The organism is Streptomyces sp. NPDC049687, assembly GCF_044465285.1.
Lineage (GTDB): Bacteria > Actinomycetota > Actinomycetes > Streptomycetales > Streptomycetaceae > Streptomyces.
The window spans coordinates 38,459-63,370 of sequence record NZ_JBITLN010000019.1; the positions used below are offsets into that span (position 1 = coordinate 38,459).

Consider the following 24,912-nt stretch of genomic DNA (forward strand, 5'->3'; position numbering starts at 1 on the left):
GATCTTGCGTTTCCAGAGCCCCCTGTCGGATTCGAACCGACGACCTACGCATTACAAGTGCGTTGCTCTGGCCAGCTGAGCTAAGGAGGCATGCGCGCACGAGGTCACGTACGTGCCCGTGCAGTGTACCCAGGTCGCCGGCGTGCTCCGTCGAAAATTTCGGCGAAGTTCACATGGCCTCGGGTACTGACACAGCGGGAAACGCCAGGTACCGTCCTGACCCAGTTCGCTCATGTGGACTACACCAACCACCTTCCTGCAACGGATCGTCCGGCACGTTCCTGCCGGTAGAAGGGGGCCCTTCACCATGGCCACTGTCACGTTCGACAAGGCGACCCGGGTCTACCCGGGTTCCACGAAGCCCGCCGTCGACGCCCTGGACATCGAGATCGCGGACGGCGAGTTCCTCGTCCTGGTCGGCCCGTCCGGCTGCGGCAAGTCCACCTCGCTCCGGATGCTCGCCGGTCTCGAGGACGTCAACGCCGGCGCGATCCGCATCGGTGACCGCGACGTCACCCACCTGCCGCCGAAGGACCGGGACATCGCCATGGTGTTCCAGAACTACGCGCTCTACCCGCACATGACGGTCGCCGACAACATGGGCTTCGCGCTCAAGATCGCCGGCGTCAACAAGGCGGAGATCCGGCAGAAGGTCGAGGAGGCGGCGAAGATCCTCGACCTCACCGAGTACCTCGACCGCAAGCCGAAGGCCCTGTCGGGTGGTCAGCGTCAGCGTGTCGCGATGGGCCGCGCGATCGTGCGTGAGCCCCAGGTCTTCCTCATGGACGAGCCGCTGTCCAACCTGGACGCCAAGCTCCGTGTGTCGACGCGTACGCAGATCGCGTCCCTGCAGCGCCGCCTCGGCATCACCACCGTGTACGTCACCCACGACCAGGTCGAGGCCCTGACGATGGGCGACCGCGTGGCGGTCCTCAAGGACGGTCTGCTCCAGCAGGTCGACACCCCGCGCAACATGTACGACCGGCCCGCCAACCTCTTCGTGGCCGGCTTCATCGGCTCCCCGGCGATGAACCTCGTCGAGGTGCCGATCACCGACGGCGGCGTGAAGTTCGGCAACTCGGTCGTGCCGGTGCAGCGTGACGCGCTCTCCGCCGCCACCGACAAGACGGTCACCGTCGGTGTCCGCCCCGAGCACTTCGACGTGGCCACCGACTCCGACAAGGGCGTCGCGGTCGTCGTGAACGTGGTCGAGGAGCTCGGCTCCGACGCCTTCGTCTACGGCACCGCCCAGGTCGGCGGCGAGACCAAGGACCTCGTGGTCCGCGTCGGCGGCCGTGACGTCCCGGAGAAGGGCAGCACGCTGAACGTCGTCCCGCGCGCGGGCGAGACCCACGTGTTCTCCACCTCGACGGGTGAGCGTCTCTCCGACTGATCCAGTGTTGACGAGAAGGGCCCCGCAGCAGCCTGCGGGGCCCTTCTCGTTGCCAGGAACACCCCCGGCGGACCGGGCGATTCCCCTCGACCGGACGAACGTCCGTCAACCCATTACCCAAAAAGAGACACCACTTCATCCCCCATCCGAGTGACTAAATGTCGCTGAATGATTACGGGGCGCTACCCTCTCACGCGTGAAGCACTCCGCGAACCACTCCACCCAGCGCACGCGACGCGGCCAGGGCGGCCCAGCCCGCCGGATCGGCCGCTCGCTCGCCCTCGTCCTGCCCGTCGTCATGGTGCTCTCGGGAACCCTCGCGGTCACCCGGGTCAACTGGTCGGGGAACCCCTCGGAATCGGTGCTCACCGCCTCCGACGTCTCCGCCGCGCACCACTCCTCGCACGGCGCCGCCCAGGCCCCGCAGGACGCCCTGCGCGACCAGCTGCTGACCGAGCTCCAGGAGAAGGACCCGGGCACCGCCCTGACCCACCTCCAGGCGGCCGTGAACGGCAAGCCGTCGCTGGCGAGGCACTGCACGTCCATCGCCCGCGCCCTGGGCCGCGCCGCGGTCCGTATCTACGGCCCCTCACGCGCCCAGTCCTACGCCCGCCCCGTCTGCGACACGTCCTTCGCCTCGGGCGTCCTGGCGGCCCACAGCTGAGCCCGTGGGGCGTGGGGGGGGGGGGGGGCCCCCGGGGGGGGGCGCCCCCCCCCCCCCCCCCCCCCCGCCCCCGGCCCCCCCCCCCCCCCCCCCCCCCCCCCCCCCCCCACGCCCCGGAATCACGGCGCGTACAGTGCGCCCATGACCCATCCGCACGCCGCGTCCCGTCCCACGCAAGCCGTCGTCCTGGCCGGTGGCCAGGGGTCCCGGCTGCGTCCGTACACGGACGACCGGCCCAAGCCGATGGTCGAGATCCCCGGCACGGGGACGCCGATCATCGGTCACCAGCTCGGCTGGCTCGCCGAGGAGGGCGTCACCGACGTCGTCGTCTCCTGCGGCCATCTCGCCGAGGTCCTGCAGGACTGGCTGAAGTCGGCCGACCTGCCCGTGAACGTCACCACGGTCGTCGAGACCGAGCCGCTCGGCCGCGGCGGCGGCCTCAAGTACGCCGCCGCCCGTCTCCCCCACCCGGACCGGCCCTGGTACGCCACCAACGGCGACATCTGGACCCGCTTCTCGCTGCGTGAGATGGCCGACTTCCACACCGAGCGGGACGCGGTGGCGACCCTCGCGCTCGCGCGTCCGCGCATCCCCTGGGGCGCCGTCAAGACGGACGGCTTCGGCCACATCACCGACTTCATCGAGGCTCCGCCCACGACGTACGAGATCAACGCCGGTGTGTACGTCTTCTCGCCCGAGTTCGCCGGGCTGCTGCCCGAGCGGGGGGACCACGAGCGGACCACGTTCCCGCACCTTGCCCGTGAGCGGCGGCTGGCCGGTTTCCCGATTCCCCAGGGCGCGTACTGGCGGGCGATCGACACCGCGAAGGATCTGACGGAGGCGGCGAAGGAACTGGCAGCGTTGGGCCGCTGAGAGCCGCTCCGCGGATGGGGCCGCCTTGTCGTACCGCCCCGCGCCCCTGAAAACACCAGGTGCCGCACGCCCACGGGCGCGCGGCACCTTTGTCGTCCGATACCGCTACCCGAGCAGGCCTCCCACCAGCCCCGGCTGACCGGAGGACGAGGAACCACCGGTCGAACCGCTCGTCGCGCCGCCGGAGGTGCTGCCGGCGCCGCCCGACGTGGGGCCGGAGGTGGTCGAGGGGGCCTGTTCCACCGGGGTGGACCGCTGGGGCGGGGCCTGGCCCGCCGTGCCCTGGGTCTGGCTGGGGGCGCCGGTGGTGGCGGCGCCGGTGTCGCCGGTGTCGCCGGTGTCGGGCGCGCTGTCGGTGCCGGCCGTCGGGGACGCCGAGGTGGCGCCCTGGGTGGGCGAGGTGGACGCGACGGGCTTGCGGGGCGCCTTGTGGGTGCCGGACTCGCCGGGGAGCGGGGAGCCGGGCAGCTCGTTGCGCGGGGCCTCGCCGGGGCCGGGGACGACCACGCGGTCGGCGTCACGGACGGCGCCGCCGAGCAGGGAGCCGATCAGCAGGGTGAGGCCGACGGCGATCGCGGTGACCAGGGCGCCGCGGCGCAGCACGTAGCGGCGCAGTTCCCAGAGGTCGGAGCGGGGGCCGAGACGGCGCCAGGCCCCGGCGGCGAGGCGGCCGTCGACGGAGTAGACGGGGGCGCCTGCGATGATCAGCGGCGACCAGGCCGCGAGGTAGATGATGTCGGGCGTGTCGTAGACCGGGACGGTCTTCCAGCTGACGGTGACGATGAGCGCGGCGGAGAGGCAGGCGCCGACCACCGCGGCGACCCGCTGCCAGCAGCCCAGGACGGTGAGGACGCCCACGACGACCTGGAGGAAGGCGATGACGAGTCCGGAGCCGACGGGGTGGTGCAGGGCGAACTGGCGGAGCGGTTCGGCGACTTCCCATGGGTGCAGGGTGTTGAGCCACTTGACCATCGAGCCGCGCTTGCCGCCGTCGAAGTAGACGGGGTCGCACAGCTTGCCCATGCCGGCGTAGACGGAGATGAAGCCGAGGAAGACGCGGAGGGGGAGGAGGACCACGCCGAGGTTCATGCGGCGGCCCGGGTAGTAGGCGTGCCGGGCGGGGTCTCCGTCGCCGTGCCGTCTGCCGCGTGGCTCGCCGACCTCCGCGAGCGCCTCCCCGAATTCCTCGAACTCGGAGTCGTCGTAGGGCGGTTCGTCGTAGGCGCTGCCGACGGTGCGCATGGCCGGCAGGAGGCGGTGCTCGCCGGCGGCGGGGGCGCGCTGGGCGCCGACGATGGGGGTCTCGAGGGTCTGCGTGGTGAGGTGGCCGTCGTAGCCGTCGCTGACGCGGGGGATGACCTGGGTGGCTCCGGCGTCGGCGGCCGACGGTTCGCCGTGGCCGACGCTGCCTGCCCGCACGGCCTGCAGCAGCCGGTGGGCGCCGGTGTCGTCCGGGGCGGTCTGGCCGCTCCAGACGACCGGCCGGCGGCGGGCACCGGACGCGGCGCCCGCTCTGCCCGCCGCCCCGACGACGGGGATGCGCGCGGTGTCCTCGGCGCTGGGGTGCCAGGCGATCCGCGGGTTCTGGTTACGCCGCGCCGACGCGCCCAGCTGCACGCGGAAGCTGGCGTGATTGACGATGATCTGCGCCGGATCGCTCGGCACCTTCACCATGCTCAGCGCGGGAGCGTCGTCGAATCCCGACGAGCGGTCCCCCGTGGGTGTGCGGGGTGTTCTGGTGTCCACACTCATCTAACCGAGTGACGTGTGGATAGGACACTGCTTTGACCCGCCGGATCTGTCCGGACCCCGTCAAGGCTGCACAACCCGCACGAATTGCCCGTCCGGGTTGCCTCACGGACGGGTGTTCAGGCCCGTCGCCGGGCCGCCTCGTACAGCACGATCCCCGCCGCCACACCGGCGTTGAGCGATTCGGCGCCGCCCGGCATCGGGATCCGTACGCGGAAGTCGCAGGTCTCGCCGACCAGTCGGGACAGGCCCTTGCCCTCGCTGCCCACGACGATGACGACCGGGCCGTCCAGGGCCTGCAGTTCGCCCAGCTCGGCCTCGCCGTCGGCGGCCAGGCCGACGACCACGATGCCGGCCTTCTTGTAGGCCTCCAGGGCGCGGGTGAGGTTGGTGGCGCGGGCCACCGGCGTACGGGCCGCCGTACCGGCGGAGGTCTTCCAGGCGCCCGCCGTCATGCCCGCGGCGCGGCGCTCGGGGACGACGACGCCGTGGCCGCCGAAGGCGGAGACGGAGCGGACGACGGCGCCGAGGTTGCGCGGGTCGGTGACCCCGTCGAGGGCGACGATGAGCGGGTCCTCGCCCTCGTCGTAGGCCGCCTCGGCGAGGTCCTCGGGGTGGGCGTACTCGTACGGCGGGACCTGGAGCACGAGGCCCTGGTGGTTGAGGCCGTTGGTCATGCGGTCCAGCTCGGGGCGCGGGGCCTCCATGAGGTTGATGCCGCCACGTTCGGCCGCGAGCTGCAGCGCCTCGCGCACCCGCTCGTCGTTGTCGATGAACTGCTGGACGTAGAGGGTGGAGGCCGGTACGCCCTCGCGCAGCGCCTCGACGACCGGGTTGCGGCCCACCACCAGCTCCGAGGTGCCCTTGCCGCCCCGGCCGCGCGCCACCGGACGGCGCTGGGCCTGCTTGGCCTTGGAGGTGGCGATCCGGTTCTTCTTGTGCCCCTTGCGCATCTCGGCGGGCGGGGTCGGGCCCTTGCCCTCCAGGCCCCGGCGCCGCTGGCCGCCACTGCCGACCTGCGCGCCCTTCTTGCCGGACATGCGGCGGTTGTTGGCTGCCATGACCTACCTGTCTGTGTGAAGTGTGCGTACGTCTGTGCAGTGTGCCGCCCGGACGGCCGGGCGGCACAATCGATCACCGTCGGGGACTACCTGGGACCGAGCGTCCAGCGCGGTCCCTGCGGACCGTCCTCGATGGTCAGCCCGGACTGGTTGAGCTGGTCGCGGATCGCGTCCGCGGTCCCCCAGTCCTTCCGCGCGCGCGCCGCCTCCCGCTGGTCCAGGACCAGGCGTACGAGGCTGTCGACGACGCCGTGAAGGTCCTCGCCCCCGTCGGACTCGCCGGCCCATTGCGGGTCGAGCGGGTCGAGGCCGAGGACGCCGAGCATGGCGCGGACCTCGGCGAGGCGGGCCACCGCGGCTTCCTTGTCGTCGGCGGCGAGGGCGGAGTTGCCCTGCCGGACCGTGGTGTGCACGACGGCGAGGGCCTGGGGGACGCCCAGGTCGTCGTCCATCGCCTCGGCGAACGCCGGCGGCACCTCGGCGGCGGGCTCGACGACTCCCCCGGCCAGCTCGACCACGCGCTGCACGAAGCCCTCGATCCGCGCGAACGCCGAATCGGCCTCGCGCAGCGACTCCTCGCTGTACTCGATCATCGAGCGGTAGTGCGGCGTACCGAGGTAGTAGCGCAGGACGATGGGCCGCCACTGCTTGACCATCTCGCTCACCAGCACCGAGTTGCCGAGCGACTTCGACATCTTCTCGCCGCTCATGGTGACCCAGGCGTTGTGCACCCAGTACTGCGCGAAGTCGTCGCCGAAGGCCTTGGCCTGGGCGATCTCGTTCTCGTGGTGGGGGAAGATCAGGTCGAGGCCGCCGCCGTGGATGTCGAAGGCCGAGCCCAGGTACTTGTGCGCCATGGCCGAGCACTCCAGGTGCCAGCCGGGGCGCCCGCGGCCCCAGGGCGTCTCCCAGTCGGGCTCGCCCGGCTTGGTCGCCTTCCACATGGCGAAGTCGCGCGGGTCGCGCTTGCCGGTGATGCCCTCCTCGGCGGGCTGGCGCAGGTCGTCGATGTCCTGGTTGGACAGCGCCAGATAGCCGGGGTAGGAGCGCACGTCGAAGTAGACGCTGCCGTCGGCCTCGTAGGCGTGACCTCGCTCGACGAGGCCGCGCATCATCTCGATCATCTCCGGGACGTGCCCGGTGGCGCGCGGCTCGTACGTGGGCGGGAGGCAACCGAGGGCGTGGTAGCCGTCGTTGAACGCCCGCTCGTTGTCGTAGCCGATGGACCACCAGGGGCGGCCCTGGTCGTGCGACTTGGTGATGATCTTGTCGTCGATGTCGGTGACGTTGCGGATGAACGTGACGTCGTAACCGCGGTACTCGAACCAGCGGCGCATGATGTCGAAGTTCAGGCCCGAGCGGATGTGCCCGATGTGGGGGGCCGCCTGCACGGTGGCGCCACACAGGTAGATCGAGACACAACCCGGCGTGAGCGGGGTGAAGTCACGGATCTGCCGGGCGCTGGTGTCGTACAGGCGAATGGTCACCACTCCAGGGTAGTGGGCCCCGGGCGATGCCCCGAGCCCGATCCCCCCAAGGGCCACACATTCGTGACATGCCTTGGCATATGTCAGGCAGTGCGGACGACCAGGGCGGTCGCGATCGCCATCAGCCCCTCGTCGCGGCCCGGGAAGCCGAGTCCGTCCGTCGTCGCTCCCGACACCGACACGGGGGCGCCCGCCGCCTCCGACAGGAGTTTCTGTGCCTCGTCGCGGCGTTTGCCGATCTTGGGGCGGGGGCCGACGACCTGGACGGCGATGTTGCCGATGGTGAAGCCGGCCTCGCGGACGATGCGGGCGGCCTCGGTGAGGAGCGTGACGCCGGACGCGCCGGACCACTCGGGTCGGCCCGTGCCGAAGTGCTGACCGAGGTCACCCAGCCCCGCCGCCGAGAACAGCGCGTTGCAGGCGGCGTGGGCGACGACGTCGGCGTCGGAGTGGCCGGCCAGGCCGGGGCCCTCCCCTTCCCATTTCAGGCCCGCGCACCACAGTTCGCGGCCCTCTTCGAAGGCGTGGATGTCGGTGCCGATGCCGACCTGGGGGAGCGCGTAGGGAGCCTCAGAAGCCATCGTTGAGCCTCCTGCGGGCCAGGACCGCCTCCGCGAGCACCAGGTCCAGGGGGCGGGTGACCTTGAAGGCCTCCTCGTGGCCGGGGACGACCACGACCGTGTGGCCGAGCTGCTCGACCATGCTCGCGTCGTCGGTGACGTCCTCGGTCACCGTCTCGTGGGCGCGGACGAGGGTGGCCCGGTCGAAGCCCTGCGGAGTCTGCACGGCGCGCAGACGGGCGCGCACCGGGGTGGCGACGACCGGCTCGGGGTCGCCGGGGGTGCCGGCCGGCTCGACCTCCTTGACGGTGTCGGCGAGGGGCAGCGCCGGGACGACGGCGGGGGCGCCGTCGCGTACGGCCTCGATGACGGCGTCCACCGTGTCCACGGGGACGAGGGGGCGGGCGGCGTCATGGACGAGGACGATGTCGTAGTCGGGCGGCAGCGCGTCCAGGCCGAGCCGTACGGACTCCTGGCGGGTGTCGCCGCCCGGCACGACGAGGAAGTCGGTGCGGTCGGGCAGCGCGTGCGCGTCGAGCAGCGACTTGACCTCGGCGGCGCCGTCCGGCGGGGCCACGACGACCACCAGGGAGACGGCACGGGAGGCGGCGAGCGCGCGCACCGCGTGGATCAGCATGGGCGTTCCGCTCAGCGCGCGGAGCGCCTTGGGGGCGCCCGGACCGAGGCGTACACCCCGGCCGGCGGCGGGAATCACCGCGGCCGTGCGGGCGGGCGCGGGCGAGGGACGCGAATCGTCAGACATCGGTTCCTGTCAGGTTTGTGTGCTCGGCCTACGTGGGTACGGAGACAGCGTGCCGGGCGCGACGCCTTGACCGGACCCTTCCGTGACGCGCCGGTCGAGCGCAGCCCGGGCTCGGCACGAAAAGTATCGGGGGAAGGATCGGGGGATCTCTCCCCGAGGTGTCGGCAACAGCGGCCTCGGCGTCCGTGGCTCGGCGTCGGTGCGCTCGGCGCAGTGCCGTTTCCGGAGGAACCTTCGGAGCTTCCGGGCGCGAACATGCCGCAGCGCCCGGCGACGGGAAATACGTCATCGGGCACCGCGGCATTTCGGTGTTCAGTGTGCTGAGGCTGGCTCTTGCGCCGGCGTCAGGACGCGAGAACCTCGTCGAGCAGGGCCTCGGCCTTGTCCTCGTTGGTGTTCTCCGCGAGGGCGAGTTCGCTCACCAGGATCTGGCGGGCCTTGGCGAGCATGCGCTTCTCACCTGCGGAGAGTCCACGCTCGCGCTCACGACGCCACAGGTCACGCACGACTTCCGCGACCTTGATGACATCGCCGGAGGCGAGCTTCTCCAGATTTGCCTTGTAACGACGCGACCAGTTCGTGGGCTCCTCGGCGTACGGCGCGCGCAGCACCTCGAAGACCCGGTCCAGCCCGTCCTGACCGACCACATCACGTACGCCGACGAACTCCGCATTGTCCGCTGGCACACGCACCGTCAGGTCACCCTGGGCGACCTTCAGCACCAAGTAGGTCTTGTCCACGCCTTTGATCTGGCGAGTTTCGATGGCCTCGATCAGCGCGGCCCCGTGATGGGGATAGACCACGGTGTCGCCAACCTTGAACGTCATGTGACAGGTACCCCTTCCGTGGCTATCCAGAGTAACACGGAAACGGCGGTTCCTGAATGGCGTTTTCGCAGGTCAGGGCATATCTCGGGGCTTGACAACAGTAACAGGAACGTGCTTCGGGCGGCCTGCGGAAGCAGGTATTCGCAGGTCGGAGCGGCTCTTCGAGGGGGGTGAAACGCGTACGTTACACGCATCCGGAGCCCGCTCCGAGCGGCGGAACATCCACATATGTCCACCTCCAAGCGTGCGACTTCCGCTACTCCGTTCGATACCTGTGGCCGGATACACGTCGTTTCCGGAATTGATCACCGCCCGTTCGACGGAGGTCGCGGTGATCAATTCCGGGGGCCGCGCATTCCTTCACTGAAAATCCGCGAGCGGAGCTCGACGGCGCTTAAGCGGACGCGGGTCGCGCTTATGTGAATGACGGACGAGCAGGAAGACCAGTGGTGAAGTCGGAGTGGCCGGTGGGTCACTTGTGAGTGGCGTGACGGGTGTGGCGACCAGGGCCTTCGGGCGCCCAGGGGGCCCCAGAACGCGCTAGAGGCGGGTCGGGTGCGGCGGCGCGAGAACGGCTCGGTAACCTAAGGCCGCTGACAGACCCTTAGGGCGGCTTTATCACCAGGTGAGCTGCCCGTGTGCGTTCAAGGAGTTGCCGCCGCCGTGAGCAGCAGCCTTCGACGCGGCGCCCTCGCCGCATCCGCCATCGCGTTCTCGATCGCCTCGCTCGCCGCCTGCGGCGCCGGCAACGACTCCCAGACGCTGGAGATCAAGCCGGACAACGCAGCCACCAGCGTCGGCGACATCAAGATCCAGAACGCTGTCGTCATTACGCAGCCCGACCCCACCGGAGGCGGCCCGGTCGCCGTCTCCGCGACCATCTTCAACAGCGGCAGCAAGGCCCAGACCCTGGACTCGATCGACGTCGAGGGCCTCGGCGCCGCGAAGCTCTCGCCCGCCGGGGGCAAGGGCGAGCTGACCGTCCCGGCCGGCGGCTCCGTCGTCATCGGCGGCAAGGGCAACGCCTCCGCCGTCCTGGAGCACCCCGCGGAGGACTCCCTCGACGGCAACGCCCAGAAGACCACCTTCACGCTGAGCGAGACCGGCGCGGTGAGCCTGCGGGCCTTCGTCGTCCCGGCCGACAGCTACTTCTCCGGCTGGGGCCCGACCGCCGTCCCGAGCGCCCCGGCGGAGTCCGCCTCCCCGAGCGCGACGACCTCCGAGTCGCCGTCCGGCGCCCCGTCCGGGACGGGTACGGCCTCGGCGACCGCGACCTCCTCGGAGTCCGCGACGACCGGCCACTGAGCCTCGTACACACGAGAAGGGCGGCACCCCGTGTCGGGGTGCCGCCCTTCTCGTACGTACCGAGCCGTCTGTGGCGTTCTCGGCGTCGCTGTCGATGCGGCGCTGTCTACGGCTCGAACTTGTAGCCCAGGCCGCGGACCGTAACAAGGTACCTCGGCGCGCCCGGGTCCGGCTCGATCTTGGCGCGCAGTCGCTTGACGTGGACGTCGAGGGTCTTGGTGTCGCCGACGTAGTCGGCGCCCCAGACGCGGTCGATGAGCTGCATGCGGGTGAGGACGCGGCCGGCGTTGCGCAGCAGCATCTCCAGGAGGTCGAACTCCTTGAGCGGGAGGTCGACCTTGGAGCCGGAGACCGTGACGACGTGGCGGTCGACGTCCATGCGGACCGGGCCCGCCTCCAGCGCGGCCGGGGTCACCTCCTCCGGCTCACCGCGGCGGCGCAGGACGGCCCGGATACGGGCGACCAGCTCCCGCGAGGAGAACGGCTTGGTGACGTAGTCGTCGGCTCCTATCTCCAGCCCGACGACCTTGTCGATCTCGCTGTCCTTGGCGGTCACCATGATCACGGGGACGTTGGAGCGGCCGCGCAGCTGCCGGCACACCTCCGTGCCGGGCAGGCCCGGCAGCATCAGGTCGAGGAGGACGAGGTCGGCGCCGTTGCGCTCGAACTCGTCGAGTCCGTCGGGCCCCGTGGTCGCGACGGCGACCTCGAAGCCCTCCTTGCGGAGCATGTACGACAGGGCGTCGGAGAAGGACTCCTCGTCCTCGACGACGAGCACTCGGGTCACGGAAGGACCTCCGGGGCGGGAAGCGTCTGGTACGCGGTCGAATCGGGGGATGAGGCGTGGGACGGGAGATGGGGGGAGGCGGGAGAGGAGGAGGCGGAGGTGTGGGGGGTGCCGGCGGCCTGCCCGTCCTCGTCGTTGAGGTCGTCCAGGTCGTCCAGGTCGTCGGGGCCGTCGGGGCCGTCCAAGTCGTCGGGGTCCGCGTACTGGTGCGCCCGGTCGCGGGTCGCCGCGTCGGGAAGCCGCAGCGTGAACGTGGAGCCCTGTCCCTCGGCGCTCCACACCGTGACCTCCCCGCCGTGCGAGGCGGCCACGTGTTTGACGATCGCGAGTCCGAGGCCCGTACCGCCCGTCTGGCGGGAGCGGGCCGGGTCGACGCGGTAGAAGCGCTCGAAGATGCGCTCCTTGTCCTTGTCGGAGATGCCGATGCCCTGGTCGGTCACGGCGATCTCGATCAGGTCGCCGCCGGGTGCGTTCACCCTGTGCGCGGCTATGCCGACGCGGGTGCGGGCGGGCGAGTAGTTGACGGCGTTCTCGACCAGGTTGCCGAGGGCGGCGGCCAACTGGCCGCGGTTGCCCCAGACGCTCAGGGCGGCGGTGCCGCCCGCCCGTCGCCCGCCACCACCCTGCTCGAGTCCTTCGGACGCCGTCACACTCGTGGCCATGGTGATCTGCTTGGTGCCGGCCTGGTGACGGCAGCGGTCGACGGCCTCGGCGACCAGTTCCTCCACGCCGACCCGTTCGGCGTCCTCCAGAGGGTCGTCGTTCTGGACCCTCGACAGGTCGATGAGCTCCTGGACCAGATTGGTGAGCCGGGTGGCCTCGATCTGCATCCGCCCGGCGAACCGCTCCACCGCCTCCGGGTCGTCGGAGGCGTCCATGACAGCCTCGGAGAGCAGGGAGAGCGCGCCGACCGGGGTCTTCAGCTCATGGCTGACGTTCGCCACGAAGTCCCGGCGGACCGCCTCGATACGACGGGCCTCGGTGAGGTCCTCGACGAGGAGGAGGACGAGCCGGGAGCCCAGCGGTGCCACGCGCGCCGAGACCGCGAGGGCCTCCCCGCGCCCGGTCCCGCGCCGGGGCAGATCCAGCTCGACCTGGCGTATCTCCCCGTCGCGCCGGGTGTCCCTGGCCATCTTGAGCATCGGCTCGACGGCCAGTTTTCCGCCACGGACCAGCCCGAGGGCGTACGCCGCCGAGCTGGCCTTGACGACGGCGTCGGCCTCGTCGAGGACGACGGCCGAGGAGCGCAGCACCGACAGGACCGTGTCCACGCCCGGCGGAAGCACCGGGTCGGTGTGCAGGGAGGTGCGGGTGGGGCGGGCCTGGTCGCGTTCGCTCCAACGGAACGCCAGCATGGCGATGACACCGGTGAGCACCCCGGCGATCGCTGCCGCTGCGGCGACCGCCGCGTTCACGTCCATGCGTCCAGGTTAGGCATGGGATCCGGCCTGGCCACAGCCATCGAGGTGCGAGCTCGAACACTCGTCGCCCAGAGTTCACCTTGGAGCCAGTAGTGGTTCATTTGAGGTGACGGAATCCGACGCGTACGGGGCAGACCGTGGCACCGTGGGGTTCGCAGCGCCGGTTCCACGGCCGGTTCTGGCCCCCGGGACCCCAGGAATGACGTACGAGAGGGAATGCTGATGCGGGACGCGTACCACGAGGAACTTGACTCGATCGGCGACAGCCTGGTGGAGATGGCCCGGCTGGTCGGGTCGGCGATCGGGCGCGCCACGACCGCCATCCTCGACTCCGATCTGAAGCTGGCCGAGAGCGTCATCGAGAACGACCAGAAGGTCGACGAGCTGCAGCACGACCTGGAGGCGAAGGCGATAGCCCTGCTCGCCAGGCAGCAGCCGGTCGCCACCGACCTGCGGATCGTCGTCACCTCGCTGCGGATGTCGGCCGACCTGGAGCGCTCCGGCGACCTCGCCCAGCACGTGGCGAAGCTCGCGCGCCTGCGCTTCCCGAACCGTGCCGTGCCGCACGACCTGCACGCCACGATCCTGGAGATGGGCCAGCTCGCGCAGCGCCTGATGGCGAAGGCGGCGGAGTGCATCATCACCAAGGACGTCGACCTGGCTCTCCAGCTGGAGTCGGACGACGACGCGATGGACCTCCTCCACCGCACGCTGTTCCAGCACCTGATCGACGAGCGCTGGAAGCACGGCATCGAGACCGCCGTCGACGTCACCCTGCTGGGCCGCTACTACGAGCGGTTCGCCGACCACGCCGTGGCGGTCGCCAAGCGGGTGGTGTTCCTGGTCACGGGCGAGCACGCGGACGAGCTGCAGGCCGACGTCCAGCCGGAGATCCAGCCGACCGAGAGCGCGTAGGGCGTGTTTCGAAAGTAGCGTCGTCCGCCCGGAGACCAGACGGGACTTTCGAAACACGCCCTAGCCCTCCAGGGCCCTCGGGGTTGGCTTCCGAGGGCCTCTGGGGGGTGGGCCTCCCAGGGGTGGGCTTGCTCGGGGGCCTGCTTCCGGGGTGTGCGGGCGCCACCGTGCGCCGTTGATGCGCCCGACCCACAGGGCATGCAATGGGCACAGGCCCTACGCCTCCGGGAGGAACCCATGGCCGAGTCCCCGAGCACTCCTCAGCCCGACCCGACCCAGGAACGCCCGACCGAGCGGCCCGCCGAGATCAGGAACCTGATGCTGATCGGCGCGTGCGGCTGCGGCTCGGGATGTGGCTGCGGATGCCAGTCGGGCAATGCGTGCCAGTGCGGCTGAGTACGGTCGTACGACCGTGGGGGCTCCGGTGAACTCACCGGGGCCCCTTCCCATGATCGTTCCCGCACGGTAGCGGGCGGGCCGGGCCGGGCGCAGCATGGAGAGACGGACACCAGCAGGGGCGGGCACGAGCAGGAAAGGGGGTGGACACCATGGCCAAGTTCATGGACGTCCACCACGGTATGGAAGGCATCACCGCCGAACAGCTCCGTCAGTCGCACCAGTCCGACCTCGACATAGAGGGAGACGAGGGCGTGCACTTCGAGGCCGCCTGGGCGGACCCCGAGGCCGGCATCGTCTACTGCCTCTCCGAGGCCCCGTCGGCGGAGGCGGTCCAGCGCATCCACGAACGCTCCGGCCATATGGCGGACGAGATCCACCCGGTGCCGCTGTCGGTCTGAACGGCCTCGCGCTCAGTGCGTGGGGAAGGGCGTGCCTTCGAGGTCGGCGAGGAGGGCGGGCCCACTGTCCGGCCGGGGCTCGGCCTCCTCGACGGCGCGTCGTCGAGGAGCCCGAGGGCGGCGTCCCTGATTCGGGGCCGCCCGCGGGGGGTCGTCGCCGGGACGGGTGGCCGGGACGGGTACCGCGGACCAGTCCACGGAGTCGACCGAGGCGTCGGGGACACCGGCGCATTGTGCACAACGGGGAAACCGGCATCATGGAGGTCCTCACGGGGAGGGGACACCCATGGACAGACAGGCGCCGGATTCCGCCTCTGCTTCTGCTTCTTCTGCTGCTGCTTCTGCTGCTGCTTCTTCGGATTCTGCGGCGATGATCGCGGAGGCGCGGAAGGCGTTCTTCGTGATGTTCGGCTTCCTGGCGCTCGTCTGGCTGGTGCAGTTGGTGAATTTCGCGGACGACTACACGCCGGCGCGCGAGTACGGGGTGGTCTCCGAGGACGTCGGCACTCTGCCCCACATCCTCACCGCACCTTTCCTGCACTGGAGTTGGGCTCACATCGAGAGCAACTCCGGCCCGTTGTTCATCTTCGGCTTCCTGGCCGCGTACCGCGGGGTGCTCCGTTTCCTCGGGCTGAGCCTGTTGGTGGCGGTGACCAGCGGTCTGGCGGTGTGGTTCTTCGAGGGCGGGAACGCGGAGACGGTCGGCGCGAGCGGCCTGATCTTCGGCTACTTCGGGTACGTCGTCGTCCGCGGCCTGTTCGACCGCCATCTCATCGACACCCTGATCGGCATCGTCATGGCGGCCTCCTTCGCCTACATGCTGACGGTGGCCGTCCCCGGCACCCCCGGGGTGAGCTGGCTCGCCCACCTCGGCGGACTGCTCGGCGGCCTGGTGGGCGCCTGGCTGTTCCGCGACCGCCGCAAACGCCCGACGGCCACACCCCCCGCCCCACGCGGCACGACACCACTGACCACCGGCACCGACAACCCCCGGGCGGACCTGCACAAGGAACTGGGCGACCTGGGCCTGCTGTAGGCACGAAGGAGTGGGGCCCTTATCTCCTACGGCACCGGGCTCCTCTTCGCGGCTTCTTCCCGGCTTCTTCCTCAGGCTTCTTCCAGTGCCTCACCGAACTCGCGCAGCACCCGGCTGTGATGGTTGTGTGCGAGCTGGTGTCCGACCGCCAGGACCAGCGCCACCGGCCATTCGAGGACGTTGACGGCGGCCAGTACCCCGACACCGGCGAGGAAGGCGAGGTGGTCGGGAGGGGGCAGTTCGAGACGCGTGCCGAACACTTCCAGGGCCACCGTGTTGTGCGCGACAGCGCGTTCGGCCGCCGCTCCGGCCGCCGTCGAATCCGCGCCCGACGCACCACACTGGACGGGGCGGCTGCCTTCTGCGGCGAAGGTTGATGCGGTCATGGTCGCCATCCGTTCCATCGCCGAACACGACCCGTTCGCCGATGCGTTTTGGCATGATTCGTCCGTTACCAAGCATATCCAGCCCACAAGGCCGACGCACCGCCGTGCGCGACCCACCGGCTTGTCCCGCGCGGCCAGGGGTCGGGGCTGTGGACCGACGCTGGACATCCTCATCGAGTACTACGACAGCGTGGCGAAGAAATGGGTGCTGTCTCCTGGTATGTCATGAGTGGATGATCAAGCCGTCTACCGCCGCCCAACTCCGCCGGATCGCCCGTCGACGGGCCGCCGGAGATCAACGACCGCGACGGAGCCGCCGCGTCGGGACGGGCCGCGACACCGGTATCAGCCGACTGACATGGGTGGCACTCGCGGCGTCCACGCTGCCGGGACTGGCCGCACTCGTCGCCCTGCTGTTCACATGGATGTCGGTCGAGCAGACCGACAAGGATCTGCAGATCTCCGAGCAGGGGCAGATCACCACCCGGTACAACGCCGCGATCACCAACCTGGGATCGACATCGTTGGATGTGCGTCTTGGGGGAATCTACGCCCTGCAACGCATCATGCAGGATTCCTCGCGAGATCAGCTCACCGTCGTCTCGGTGCTGTCCGCGTTCGTACGCCGGCACGCTCCCGTTCCAGGCAGTGGCTTCAAGCCGGCAGAGGAGTACAGACCCCCTGCTGACGTGGCGGCTGTGGTTGCCGTGCTGGGCGACCGGTCCGCCGACCGGGAGGTGACCCGGGACGGGAAGCCGCTGTACCGAGTTGATCTGAGCGGCGTCGATCTACGCGGCCTGGAGCGCGAAGTGGGCCTCACAGAAGCCGGCCTGCCCAAACGCAGCAACTTCCGCTTCGCGAACTTCACCGGCGCGGACCTCCGAGACGCGGGCCTCGAGAATTTCGACCTCTTCGGCGCGTCCCTCGACGACGCCAACATGCCCAACGTGAATCTGCAGGACACGGACCTCCGGCACGCATTTCTCGGAGGCGCCGTTCTGACCAACGCGCGCTTGGGCGCGGCCGTCATGACCGGCGCGGACCTCGGCGGAGCGAACCTTCACAACGCGCACCTGAGCAGGGCCGAGGAAACCAACGAAACCAGCGAGGCCGCCTCGAGCGCCGACTTGACCCGCGCGTTTCTGAAAGACGCGAATCTGAGCACCGCCGACCTGCGCGGTGTGGTCCTGATCGGTGCGAACCTGACTGACGCGGACCTGGCCGGAGCCGACCTGCGCGGCGCCGACCTGACCCGTGCGGACCTGAGCAACGCGGACTTGACCGGGGCGAAGATGTCGGGCGCGAAGCTGTCGGGCGCGATCCTTGAGGGCGCACGCGGAGTTCCTCCTCACAGCGGGAGCGGCTCGCCGTGATCCTCCGGCCACCGCACACGGACGGCCGGTTCAGACGGTCCGCGGCCGGAGCGTCTGCCTTGAGTTCCGCTCCCTTGACGGCCCGGCCGCACCCATGCGGCGCCGCCTTGGCATGCTGGGTGCCTTGATCCAGCGAGAGGACTCGATGCCAACACATCCTGACGCCGCAGCCGTGACAGACGGGCGGCGCTGGTACGCCGCGAACGAACTGCTGGCGTTCCTGGTGGAGCTTGCCGCTCTGGCCTGCCTGAGCTGGTGGGGATTCGCCGTCGGCCACGACCAGGCCCTTCGTATCCTGCTCGGCGCGGGAACCCCCCTGCTGGCCATGGTGCTGTGGTCCTTGTTCGCGGCACCGAGGGCCCGGCTGCGACCCGGGCTGCCGCTCGTGCTCGTGGTCAAGGCGGTAGTGCTGGGTGGTGGCGCAGCGGCCTTGTACGGCGTCGGGCATCCGGGTGCCGCCGTAGCCATGGCAGTCGTCGTGGTGGCGAATACAGCCGTTGCCGAGATCTTTCGCCGCAGGCCGCCCGCCCCGCACACAGGGCAGTCACCCGCGGACGGCTCACCGGCTTCCTGAGATGAGCCCCGATGCCAGAAGTCGAGGTCCTGGCCGTCCGATTGGGCTCACGGCCGCAAGGGGTCCTGGAGCCGCGTGACGATCCGGGGGGAAGGCCCACGGACTACCGGCACCTCGGCCCGGGCAGATGGAACCCATCAGAAGGGTCAGCTGCCTTGTGACCTGCTCCCCCAGGCCCGCGAGGCCTACCCCCTCGAGGTCGTCGAGACATCACCCGGCGCCTACGAGTGGCGGCGTGCTCGCAACGTCTGACGGCCCGACCGAGCAACTGACGGCCCAGCCCCACCAAAAAGCCCCCGCCCCGCGAGAAACTCGCAGGTCGGGGGCTTATCAGTGTCGAGTTACTTCTTCTTGCCCTGGTTCTTGACCGCCTCGATGGCGGCCGCGGCCGCCTCCGGGTCCAGGTAGGTTCCGCCGGGGGTGGTCGGCTTGAAGTTGGCGTCCAGTTCGTAGGCGAGGGGGATGCCCGTCGGGATGTTCAGGCCCGCGATGTCGGTGTCGGAGATGCCGTCGAGGTGCTTGACGAGGGCGCGCAGCGAGTTGCCGTGGGCGGCGACGAGGACCGTGCGGCCTGCGAGGAGGTCCGGGACGATGCCGTCGTACCAGTAGGGGAGCATGCGGACGACGACGTCCTTGAGGCACTCGGTGCGGGGGCGCAGCTCCGGGGGGATGGAGGCGTAGCGCGGGTCCGACGCCTGGGAGAACTCGGAGTCGTCGGCGAGCGGCGGGGGCGGGGTGTCGTAGGAACGGCGCCACAGCATGAACTGCTCCTCGCCGAACTCCGCGAGGGTCTGCGCCTTGTCCTTGCCCTGGAGGGCGCCGTAGTGGCGCTCGTTCAGGCGCCAGCTGCGGTGGACCGGGATCCAGTGGCGGTCCGCGGCCTCCAGCGCCAGCTGCGCGGTGCGGATCGCTCGCTTCTGGAGGGACGTGTGGACCACGTCGGGGAGAAGGTCGGCGTCCTTCAGGAGCTCGCCACCGCGGACTGCCTCCTTCTCGCCCTTCTCGTTGAGATTGACGTCCACCCAGCCGGTGAACAGGTTCTTCGCGTTCCACTCGCTCTCGCCGTGGCGGAGGAGGATCAGCTTGTACGGTGCGTCGGCCATGGGTCTGAGCGTAATCCACCGTCCTGATCCGTTGCGCCCCTGCTCGTAGCGCGGACGGTTGACTGGATCTGTTAATTGGGTGGCTTCCCGTGAGTCCCTCCTCGTAAGTTCTGAGAACCGCCTACGCCACTTACCCACGGGGGACTCAGCCATGTCTGTCGCCTCTCTCAGACGCGCCGCCCGAGAAACCCTCTCCGGTCTGCCCCGCGAGTTCTGGTGGCTGTGGACCAGCACCCTGGTCAACCGGCTCGGCGGGTTCGTCGCCACCTTCATGGCCCTCTATCTGACGCTGGACCGCGGGTACTCCGCCTCCTACGCCGGCCTCGTCGCCTCCCTGCACGGGTTGGGCGGGGTCACCTCCTCGCTCGGCGGGGGTGTCATGGCCGACCGGATCGGGCGGCGGCCCACCCTGCTGCTCGCGCAGAGCGCCACGGCCGTGTCCGTCGCGGTCCTCGGGTTCGTGGAGGATCCCGTCGCGATCGCCGGCGTCGCCTTCCTCGTCGGCATGGCCTCCAGCGCCTCGCGGCCCGCCGTGCAGGCGATGATGGCCGACATCGTGCGGCCCGAGGACCGGGTGCGGGCCTTCTCGCTCAACTACTGGGCCATCAACCTCGGGTTCGCCGTCTCCTCCATGGCCGCCGGGTTCATCGCCGAGTTCAGCTACCGCGCCGGGTTCCTGCTCGAGGCCGGGATGACGCTCGTGTGTGCCGTCGTCGTGTTCCTCAAGCTGCCCGAGTCGCGGCCGCCGCTGGAGGCCAAGGCCCTGGAGGAGGACTCCGTGGGGCTCGGGACCGTTCTGCGCGACACGCGGTTCATGAGTGTCGTCGGGTTGTCCTTCCTCGTCGCGCTCGTCTTCCAGCAGGGCTCGGTCGGGCTGCCGGTGGCGATGGGCGCGGCCGGGTTCACGCCGGCCGACTACGGCATGGCGATCGCCGTCAACGGTGTCCTCATCGTCGCGCTGCAGATCCCCGTCACCCGGTTCATCGAGCACCGGGACCCGCGTCGGCTGCTCGTCGTCTCCTCCGTCCTCGCCGGATACGGCTTCGGGCTCACCGCCTTCGCCGGGTCGGTCGGCGTCTTCGCGCTCACCGTCTGCGTGTGGACCCTCGCCGAGATCGTCAACGCGCCGACCCAGACCGGGCTGGTCGTCCGCCTCTCCCCCGTCCACGGACGCGGCCGTTACCAGGGCATGTACACCCTCTCCTGGGCGGTGGCCGGCCTCCTCGCCCCGGTGATGTCCGGCTTCGTCATCGACCGGTTCGGGGCGGAGTGGCTGTGGGGGATGTGCGCGGTCGTGGGGACCGTCGCGGGGGCCGGGTACGGCCGGCTGATGCGGCGTCTGCCGGACGAGGAGCCCTTCTCCGAAGACGCCGAGGGTCCCGGGGGCCCCGGAGAGGGCGGAGAGGCCGAAGCCGCCGAAGCCGCCGAAGCCCGTGCGGCCGGGGTGAAGCCCGAGGTCAGTCCCGCCTGAGGCCTCGAGCCCGCCCGGTCCGACCGGCTCACGGATGCATCCGCGCCCCCTTCAACACCTTGTCCACGGCGTTGCGCGGCCCGTACACCGCGAGGCCCACCAGGTCCAACTCCGCGGTTCCCACGGCCCGTACCGCGGCGCGGTTGTCGCGGTCGTTTCCGGTGGCGAAGAGGTCGCCGGTGAACACCGCGCGCGGGAGGTCGCGGGACAGCACGCGCGCGTGGGCCGCGACGAGCGTCTCCTTCGTGCCCTCGAAGACCAGCACCGGCTGCCGGAACATCGGGAGGTAGCCGACGCCGTCGGCGTCCTCGTACGGCTCCCCGACCACCTCGGGGGCCACCGTGCCCAGGCCGCTGACCAGGAACGCGGTGACGTTCAGCCGCTGCCAGGACTCCAGGTCCCCGCGCAGCAGGACGGCGATCTTGGTGTCGAAGCGGACAGGTTCAACAGGTGCGACAGTGTTGGTACTCGTGCTCATGTGGTGAGACTGCCGTTCCGCGGACGCCCCCGTCTTGTACGTTCTTTGCATGGCCGCCCGGCAGGAAGAAGTCTCCGCCTGGCGCCCGGCCGTCCCGGGCGTCGTGGAGGTCTTCCACGCCCATTTCACCGAGTACGCCTACCCCATGCACGTGCACGAGGCATGGACGCTGCTCATCGTGGACGACGGAGCCGTACGGTACGACCTCGACCGGCACCAGCACGGCACCCCGCACGACACGGTGTCGCTGCTGCCCCCGCACGTGCCGCACAATGGCTCGCCCGCCACTCCGCACGGCTTCCGCAAGCGGGTGCTGTACCTCGACGCCGGCGTCCTGGGCGAGGACCTCATCGGGTCCGCCGTGGACGCGCCCGACCTGCGTGATCCCGTGCTGCGGCGGCGGGTGGGCCAGTTGCACTCCGCGCTCGCCCGGCCCGGCGACGAGCTGGAGGCGGACAGCCGGCTGACGTTGATCGGGGAGCGGCTGCGGCGTCACCTGCTGCGCACGGAAGGCTCCCCGCGCCCCGACCCCGCCCTCGCGCGCCGGCTGCGGGAACTCCTCGACGCGTGCGTCGTCCAGGGGGTCTCCCTGGAGGAGGCAGCCGCCCTGTTCCAGGCTCACCCGACCCATCTCGTACGGGCGTTCAGTAGCGCGTACGGCATCGCCCCGCACCAGTATCTGACCGCGCGCCGCGTCGACCTCGCCCGGCGGCTGCTGCTCGACGGCCGACCGGCCGGCGAGGTCTCGGTGGCGGCCGGGTTCTACGACCAGGCCCATCTCACCCGGCACTTCAGGAGGTTGGTGGGGGTGACGCCGGGTCGGTACCGCGGCGGGCCGGTCCCGCTGGGCCGGGGCGTTCCGACCTGACGTCTCAGCAGCAGGTCAACGGCGGTCTGCCGCCGGATCCGGACGCCGCGTCAGATGGGCGAAGGCGTCCAGGTTGCGCGTCGGCTCGCCCCGGGAGACCCGCCACGCGTACTCCTTGCGGATCGCCGAGGCGAAGCCCAGCTCCAGGAGGGTGTTGAAGGCGCCGTCCGCCGCTTCCAGCACCTGGCCGAGCAGGCGGTCGGTCTCCTCGGGGGTGACGGCGGCGAGGGGGAGGCGGGCGGTGACGTAGACGTCGCCGAGCTGGTCGACGGCGTAACTCACGCCGTACAGCTTGAGGTTGCGCTCCAGGAGCCAGCGGTGGACGCCCGCCTCGTTCTCGTCGGGGTGGCGGATGACGAAGGCGTTCAGGGAGAGGGAGTGGCGGCCGACGATCAGGGAGACCGTCGTCTTCAGCTTGCGGGCGCCGGGGAGCTGGACGACGTAGGTGCCGGGCCGGGGGCTCTCCCACTCCAGCTCGGCCTCCTTCAGGAAGCCCTCCAGGACCTGTGCTGCCCTCTTCTCCGCGTCACCCATGGGGGGAGCGTACGTGACGGCGGTGGGCCTGGGCGGCGGCCGTGTAGACGTCGGCGGTGGCGGCGGCCGCGGTGTCCCAGCCGAAGGACTGGGCGTGGGAGGCGGCGGCCGCGCCCATGCGGGCGGGGAGTTCCGGGGTGTCGGCGAATCGTGCGAGCACGCGCGCGTAGGCCGCCGGGTCGTGGCCCTGCACCAGGAAGCCGGTTTCGCCGTCCCGTACCGCGACCGGGAGGCCGCCGACGGCGGCTGCGAGCACCGGGGTGCCCGCCGCCTGCGCCTCTATGGCGACCAGTCCGAAGGACTCGCTGTAGGAGGGGACGACGAGGAGGGACGCGGCGCGGAACCAGTCCGCGAGCTGGTCCTGGCCGACCGGGGGGCGGAACCGTACGACGTCGGCGACGCCGAGGCGGGCGGCGAGCTTCTGCAGGCCCTCCGGCTTGGCCAGGCCGCTGCCGCTGGGGCCGCCGACGATCGGTACGACGATCCGCGAGCGCAGCTCGGGGCGCTCGTCCAGGAGTACCGCGACCGCCCGGAGCAGTACGTCGGGGGCCTTGAGGGGCTGGATGCGGCCCGCGAAGAGGGGGACGAGGGCGTCCTGGGGGAGGCCGAGGCGGGCGCGGGCGGCGGCGCGGCCGTCGGCCGGGGAGAAGCGGTCGAGGTTGACGCCGGGGTGGACGACGGCGACCTTGCCGGGGTCGGCGCTGTAGTGCCGTACGAGCTCGTCGGCCTCCTCCGCCGTGTTGGCGATGAGGCGGTCGGCGGCGGAGACGATCTGGGTCTCGCCGATGACGCGGGCGGCGGGTTCGGGGGTGTCGCCGTCGGCCAGGTTGGCGTTCTTGACCTTGGCCATGGTGTGCATGGCGTGCACCAGGGGGGCGCCCCAGCGCTGGGCGGCGAGCCAGCCGACGTGGCCGGAGAGCCAGTAGTGCGAGTGGACGAGGTCGTAGTAGCCGGGGCGGTGGCCGGCCCAGGCCTGCATCACGCCGTGGGTGAAGGCGCACAGCTGGGCGGGGAGGTCCTCCTTGGCGAGGCCCTCGTAGGGGCCGGCGTCGATGTGGCGGACCAGGACGCCGGGGGCCATCTCCACCTTCGGGGGGAGGGCGGCCGTCGTCGCGCGGGTGAAGATCTCCACCTCGATGTTGATCGCGGCGAGGCGCTGGGCGAGCTCCACGATGTAGACGTTCATGCCGCCGGCGTCTCCGGTGCCGGGCTGGTGGAGTGGTGAGGTGTGCACGGAGAGCATCGCGACACGGCGGGGGCGGCGGTGGAGCCTGAGCCGCGGGGGTGCCGCCGTAGAGCGACGCCCGAGCCTGCTGGCGTACTGGCTCACGTGGCGTTCCTCCTTGCTGCGGGCATGCCGGAAGGAGGGTGTGGGGCGCCCTCCACGGGAGGCAACGCCGGAGGGAGTCGTTCCCATTCCGTGCGGCGTGCGCCGGGACGTGGTTTTTGCCGGAGCATTACCGAGATCGCTCAACCGTTCGACCCTGGGACGCGTCCGCTCGGCATGGGGCGCACCGCATACCCTCATGGCCATGACCTCCCGCGCACCCCGCCCCGTGGGCACTGTCACGCGCGGGACCACCAACCCCAATCGGCTGCGCCGCATGGACCGCTGGATCGCCGCGGCGCACGGCGCCGAGCTGCGGCGGGCCGCCGACCCCGTGGCCGTCGACCTCGGGTACGGGGCGGCGCCCTGGACGGCCGTCGAGCTGCTGGACCGGCTGCGTTCCGTGGCGCCACGCGCGCGTGTGGTGGGCGTCGAGATCGAACCGGCGCGGGTCGCGGCGGCGCGGCCGTACGAGCGCGACGGGCTCGTCTTCCGGCACGGCGGGTTCGAGATCCCCCTCCCCCAGCGGCCGCACCTCGTGCGCGCCGCCAATGTGCTGCGGCAGTACGACGAGGACGAGGTGGCCGGGGTCTGGGAGCGGCTGTGCGCGCGGCTCGCGCCGGCGACGGGGGCCTCGGCGGGCGGGCTGCTGGTGGAGGGGACCTGCGACGAGATCGGCCGGCGGCACGTGTGGGTCGCGCTGGGGCCCGAAGGACCGCGCACGGTCACCTTCGCGGCCCGGCTGGGGTCCCTGGACCGGCCGTCGGACCTGGCGGAGCGGCTGCCCAAGGCGCTGATCCACCGCAATGTGCCCGGGGAGCCGGTGCACGCCTTCCTGCGCGACTTCGACCGTGCCTGGGCCGCCGCCGCGCCCTACGCGTCGTACGGCGCCCGCCAGCGCTGGCTGCGCGCGGTCCGGGACCTCACGGCCGACTGGCCGGTGACGGACGGGCCGGTGCGGTGGCGGCAGGGGGAAGTGACGGTGCGGTGGGGAGCGTTGGCGCCGCGCCGCTGACCGTCAGCCCTTTGGCGTCCTACGGGAACGATCTCCGTGAGTCGTTCGTCACATCGGCGGGAGATCGTCGTGCCGGAGGGTGACGACGGGACCCCGATGGGGAAAGGCTTCAACCTGTCGGCCCCGTGTCGGGCTCTGTCGTTTT

25 protein-coding genes and 1 tRNA gene are annotated in these 24,912 nt (G+C 70.9%); 12 read left to right on the forward strand and 14 right to left on the reverse strand.

Annotated elements, in window-relative coordinates; genetic code table 11:
- Positions 1 to 16 precede the first annotated feature (16 nt).
- Positions 17 to 90, reverse strand: a tRNA-Thr gene (locus ACIBVL_RS38335).
- Between the two features lie 217 nt (positions 91 to 307).
- Here ACIBVL_RS38335 and ACIBVL_RS38340 point away from each other — a divergent pair.
- The 3 genes from ACIBVL_RS38340 to ACIBVL_RS38350 all read left to right on the forward strand — a co-directional run bounded on the left by ACIBVL_RS38340 (position 308) and on the right by ACIBVL_RS38350 (position 2,930).
- Complete coding sequence (locus ACIBVL_RS38340) at positions 308 to 1,393, forward strand: ABC transporter ATP-binding protein (RefSeq protein ID WP_399105003.1); 1,086 nt, start codon at positions 308 to 310, stop codon at positions 1,391 to 1,393.
- Positions 1,394 to 1,589: 196 nt separating this feature from the next.
- A complete protein-coding gene (locus ACIBVL_RS38345; RefSeq protein WP_399105005.1) occupies positions 1,590 to 2,057 on the forward strand; it encodes a hypothetical protein in 468 nt (155 codons plus the stop codon).
- Between the two features lie 141 nt (positions 2,058 to 2,198).
- A complete protein-coding gene (locus ACIBVL_RS38350; RefSeq protein ID WP_399105007.1) occupies positions 2,199 to 2,930 on the forward strand; it encodes an NDP-sugar synthase in 732 nt (243 codons plus the stop codon).
- 105 nt (positions 2,931 to 3,035) lie between these two features.
- Here the strand turns inward: ACIBVL_RS38350 and ACIBVL_RS38355 are convergent, their stop codons facing one another.
- The 6 genes from ACIBVL_RS38355 to ACIBVL_RS38380 form a co-directional block, all read right to left on the reverse strand.
- Positions 3,036 to 4,682: a DoxX family membrane protein gene (locus tag ACIBVL_RS38355; RefSeq protein ID WP_399105009.1), complete on the reverse strand. Its 1,647-nt coding sequence runs from the start codon at positions 4,680 to 4,682 to the stop codon at positions 3,036 to 3,038.
- 116 nt (positions 4,683 to 4,798) lie between these two features.
- Positions 4,799 to 5,740 carry a 23S rRNA (guanosine(2251)-2'-O)-methyltransferase RlmB gene (rlmB, locus tag ACIBVL_RS38360; protein ID WP_399105011.1) on the reverse strand — a complete coding sequence of 314 codons (942 nt, stop codon included), beginning with the start codon at positions 5,738 to 5,740 and terminating at the stop codon, positions 4,799 to 4,801.
- An 86-nt stretch (positions 5,741 to 5,826) separates the two neighbouring features.
- Entirely contained in the window at positions 5,827 to 7,227 is a 1,401-nt protein-coding gene (gene cysS / locus ACIBVL_RS38365) for a cysteine--tRNA ligase (protein WP_399105013.1), read from the reverse strand.
- Between the two features lie 83 nt (positions 7,228 to 7,310).
- A complete protein-coding gene (gene ispF / locus ACIBVL_RS38370) occupies positions 7,311 to 7,808 on the reverse strand; it encodes a 2-C-methyl-D-erythritol 2,4-cyclodiphosphate synthase (RefSeq protein WP_399105015.1) in 498 nt (165 codons plus the stop codon).
- Positions 7,798 to 8,550 (reverse strand): 2-C-methyl-D-erythritol 4-phosphate cytidylyltransferase, encoded by a 753-nt coding sequence (gene ispD, locus ACIBVL_RS38375; RefSeq protein ID WP_399105017.1) that lies wholly within the window; start codon positions 8,548 to 8,550, stop codon positions 7,798 to 7,800. The genes ispF and ispD overlap by 11 nt, the downstream gene beginning before the upstream one ends.
- A gap of 344 nt (positions 8,551 to 8,894) precedes the next feature.
- The gene (locus ACIBVL_RS38380; RefSeq protein WP_003953493.1) at positions 8,895 to 9,377 is read right to left on the reverse strand and encodes a CarD family transcriptional regulator; all 483 of its coding nucleotides are present in this window, start codon (positions 9,375 to 9,377) and stop codon (positions 8,895 to 8,897) included.
- Between the two features lie 663 nt (positions 9,378 to 10,040).
- Here ACIBVL_RS38380 and ACIBVL_RS38385 point away from each other — a divergent pair.
- Positions 10,041 to 10,682 carry a DUF461 domain-containing protein gene (locus ACIBVL_RS38385; protein WP_399105019.1) on the forward strand — a complete coding sequence of 214 codons (642 nt, stop codon included), beginning with the start codon at positions 10,041 to 10,043 and terminating at the stop codon, positions 10,680 to 10,682.
- A gap of 106 nt (positions 10,683 to 10,788) precedes the next feature.
- On the opposite strand, the gene ACIBVL_RS38390 is transcribed toward ACIBVL_RS38385, so the two are convergent.
- Together ACIBVL_RS38390 and ACIBVL_RS38395 are read right to left on the reverse strand one after the other, a co-directional pair.
- A complete protein-coding gene (locus ACIBVL_RS38390; protein ID WP_015659563.1) occupies positions 10,789 to 11,469 on the reverse strand; it encodes a response regulator transcription factor in 681 nt (226 codons plus the stop codon).
- Positions 11,466 to 12,890 (reverse strand): sensor histidine kinase, encoded by a 1,425-nt coding sequence (locus tag ACIBVL_RS38395; RefSeq protein ID WP_399105021.1) that lies wholly within the window; start codon positions 12,888 to 12,890, stop codon positions 11,466 to 11,468. Before ACIBVL_RS38395 ends, ACIBVL_RS38390 begins: the two co-directional genes overlap by 4 nt.
- 222 nt (positions 12,891 to 13,112) lie before the next feature.
- Here ACIBVL_RS38395 and phoU point away from each other — a divergent pair, with 222 nt between their 5' ends.
- The 3 genes from phoU to ACIBVL_RS38410 all read left to right on the forward strand — a co-directional run bounded on the left by phoU (position 13,113) and on the right by ACIBVL_RS38410 (position 15,638).
- Positions 13,113 to 13,805, forward strand: coding sequence for a phosphate signaling complex protein PhoU (phoU, locus tag ACIBVL_RS38400; RefSeq protein WP_399105023.1), 693 nt, complete (start codon positions 13,113 to 13,115; stop codon positions 13,803 to 13,805).
- Positions 13,806 to 14,353: 548 nt separating this feature from the next.
- A complete protein-coding gene (locus tag ACIBVL_RS38405; RefSeq protein WP_399105214.1) occupies positions 14,354 to 14,602 on the forward strand; it encodes an SCO4226 family nickel-binding protein in 249 nt (82 codons plus the stop codon).
- 370 nt (positions 14,603 to 14,972) lie between these two features.
- A complete protein-coding gene (locus tag ACIBVL_RS38410; RefSeq protein ID WP_399105025.1) occupies positions 14,973 to 15,638 on the forward strand; it encodes a rhomboid family intramembrane serine protease in 666 nt (221 codons plus the stop codon).
- A 71-nt stretch (positions 15,639 to 15,709) separates the two neighbouring features.
- Here ACIBVL_RS38410 and ACIBVL_RS38415 read toward each other — a convergent pair whose 3' ends face one another.
- A complete protein-coding gene (locus ACIBVL_RS38415) occupies positions 15,710 to 16,024 on the reverse strand; it encodes a hypothetical protein (protein WP_399105027.1) in 315 nt (104 codons plus the stop codon).
- Between the two features lie 233 nt (positions 16,025 to 16,257).
- Between ACIBVL_RS38415 and ACIBVL_RS38420 the strand changes: the two genes are divergently transcribed.
- Positions 16,258 to 17,397 carry a pentapeptide repeat-containing protein gene (locus ACIBVL_RS38420; protein WP_399105029.1) on the forward strand — a complete coding sequence of 380 codons (1,140 nt, stop codon included), beginning with the start codon at positions 16,258 to 16,260 and terminating at the stop codon, positions 17,395 to 17,397.
- Between the two features lie 145 nt (positions 17,398 to 17,542).
- On the forward strand, positions 17,543 to 17,971 hold the full coding sequence (locus ACIBVL_RS38425) for a YrdB family protein (protein WP_399105031.1): 429 nt from the start codon (positions 17,543 to 17,545) through the stop codon (positions 17,969 to 17,971).
- A 341-nt stretch (positions 17,972 to 18,312) separates the two neighbouring features.
- Here the strand turns inward: ACIBVL_RS38425 and ACIBVL_RS38430 are convergent, their stop codons facing one another.
- Positions 18,313 to 19,074: a phosphoglyceromutase gene (locus ACIBVL_RS38430; protein ID WP_399105033.1), complete on the reverse strand. Its 762-nt coding sequence runs from the start codon at positions 19,072 to 19,074 to the stop codon at positions 18,313 to 18,315.
- A gap of 151 nt (positions 19,075 to 19,225) precedes the next feature.
- Here ACIBVL_RS38430 and ACIBVL_RS38435 point away from each other — a divergent pair, with 151 nt between their 5' ends.
- Entirely contained in the window at positions 19,226 to 20,545 is a 1,320-nt protein-coding gene (locus tag ACIBVL_RS38435; RefSeq protein WP_399105035.1) for an MDR family MFS transporter, read from the forward strand.
- Positions 20,546 to 20,573: 28 nt separating this feature from the next.
- Here ACIBVL_RS38435 and ACIBVL_RS38440 read toward each other — a convergent pair whose 3' ends face one another.
- Positions 20,574 to 21,023 (reverse strand): DUF2000 family protein, encoded by a 450-nt coding sequence (locus ACIBVL_RS38440; protein ID WP_399105037.1) that lies wholly within the window; start codon positions 21,021 to 21,023, stop codon positions 20,574 to 20,576.
- Positions 21,024 to 21,072: 49 nt separating this feature from the next.
- Here ACIBVL_RS38440 and ACIBVL_RS38445 point away from each other — a divergent pair, with 49 nt between their 5' ends.
- A complete protein-coding gene (locus tag ACIBVL_RS38445) occupies positions 21,073 to 21,891 on the forward strand; it encodes an AraC family transcriptional regulator (protein ID WP_399105039.1) in 819 nt (272 codons plus the stop codon).
- Positions 21,892 to 21,906: 15 nt separating this feature from the next.
- On the opposite strand, the gene ACIBVL_RS38450 is transcribed toward ACIBVL_RS38445, so the two are convergent.
- Positions 21,907 to 22,425: a YbjN domain-containing protein gene (locus ACIBVL_RS38450; RefSeq protein ID WP_399105041.1), complete on the reverse strand. Its 519-nt coding sequence runs from the start codon at positions 22,423 to 22,425 to the stop codon at positions 21,907 to 21,909.
- Positions 22,418 to 23,755, reverse strand: a complete 1,338-nt coding sequence (gene mshA / locus ACIBVL_RS38455; RefSeq protein ID WP_399105043.1) for a D-inositol-3-phosphate glycosyltransferase — start codon at positions 23,753 to 23,755, stop codon at positions 22,418 to 22,420. Before mshA ends, ACIBVL_RS38450 begins: the two co-directional genes overlap by 8 nt.
- Before the next feature lie 202 nt (positions 23,756 to 23,957).
- On the opposite strand from mshA, the gene ACIBVL_RS38460 reads away from it, so the two are divergent.
- Complete coding sequence (locus ACIBVL_RS38460; protein ID WP_399105045.1) at positions 23,958 to 24,767, forward strand: class I SAM-dependent methyltransferase; 810 nt, start codon at positions 23,958 to 23,960, stop codon at positions 24,765 to 24,767.
- Positions 24,768 to 24,912 lie beyond the last annotated feature (145 nt).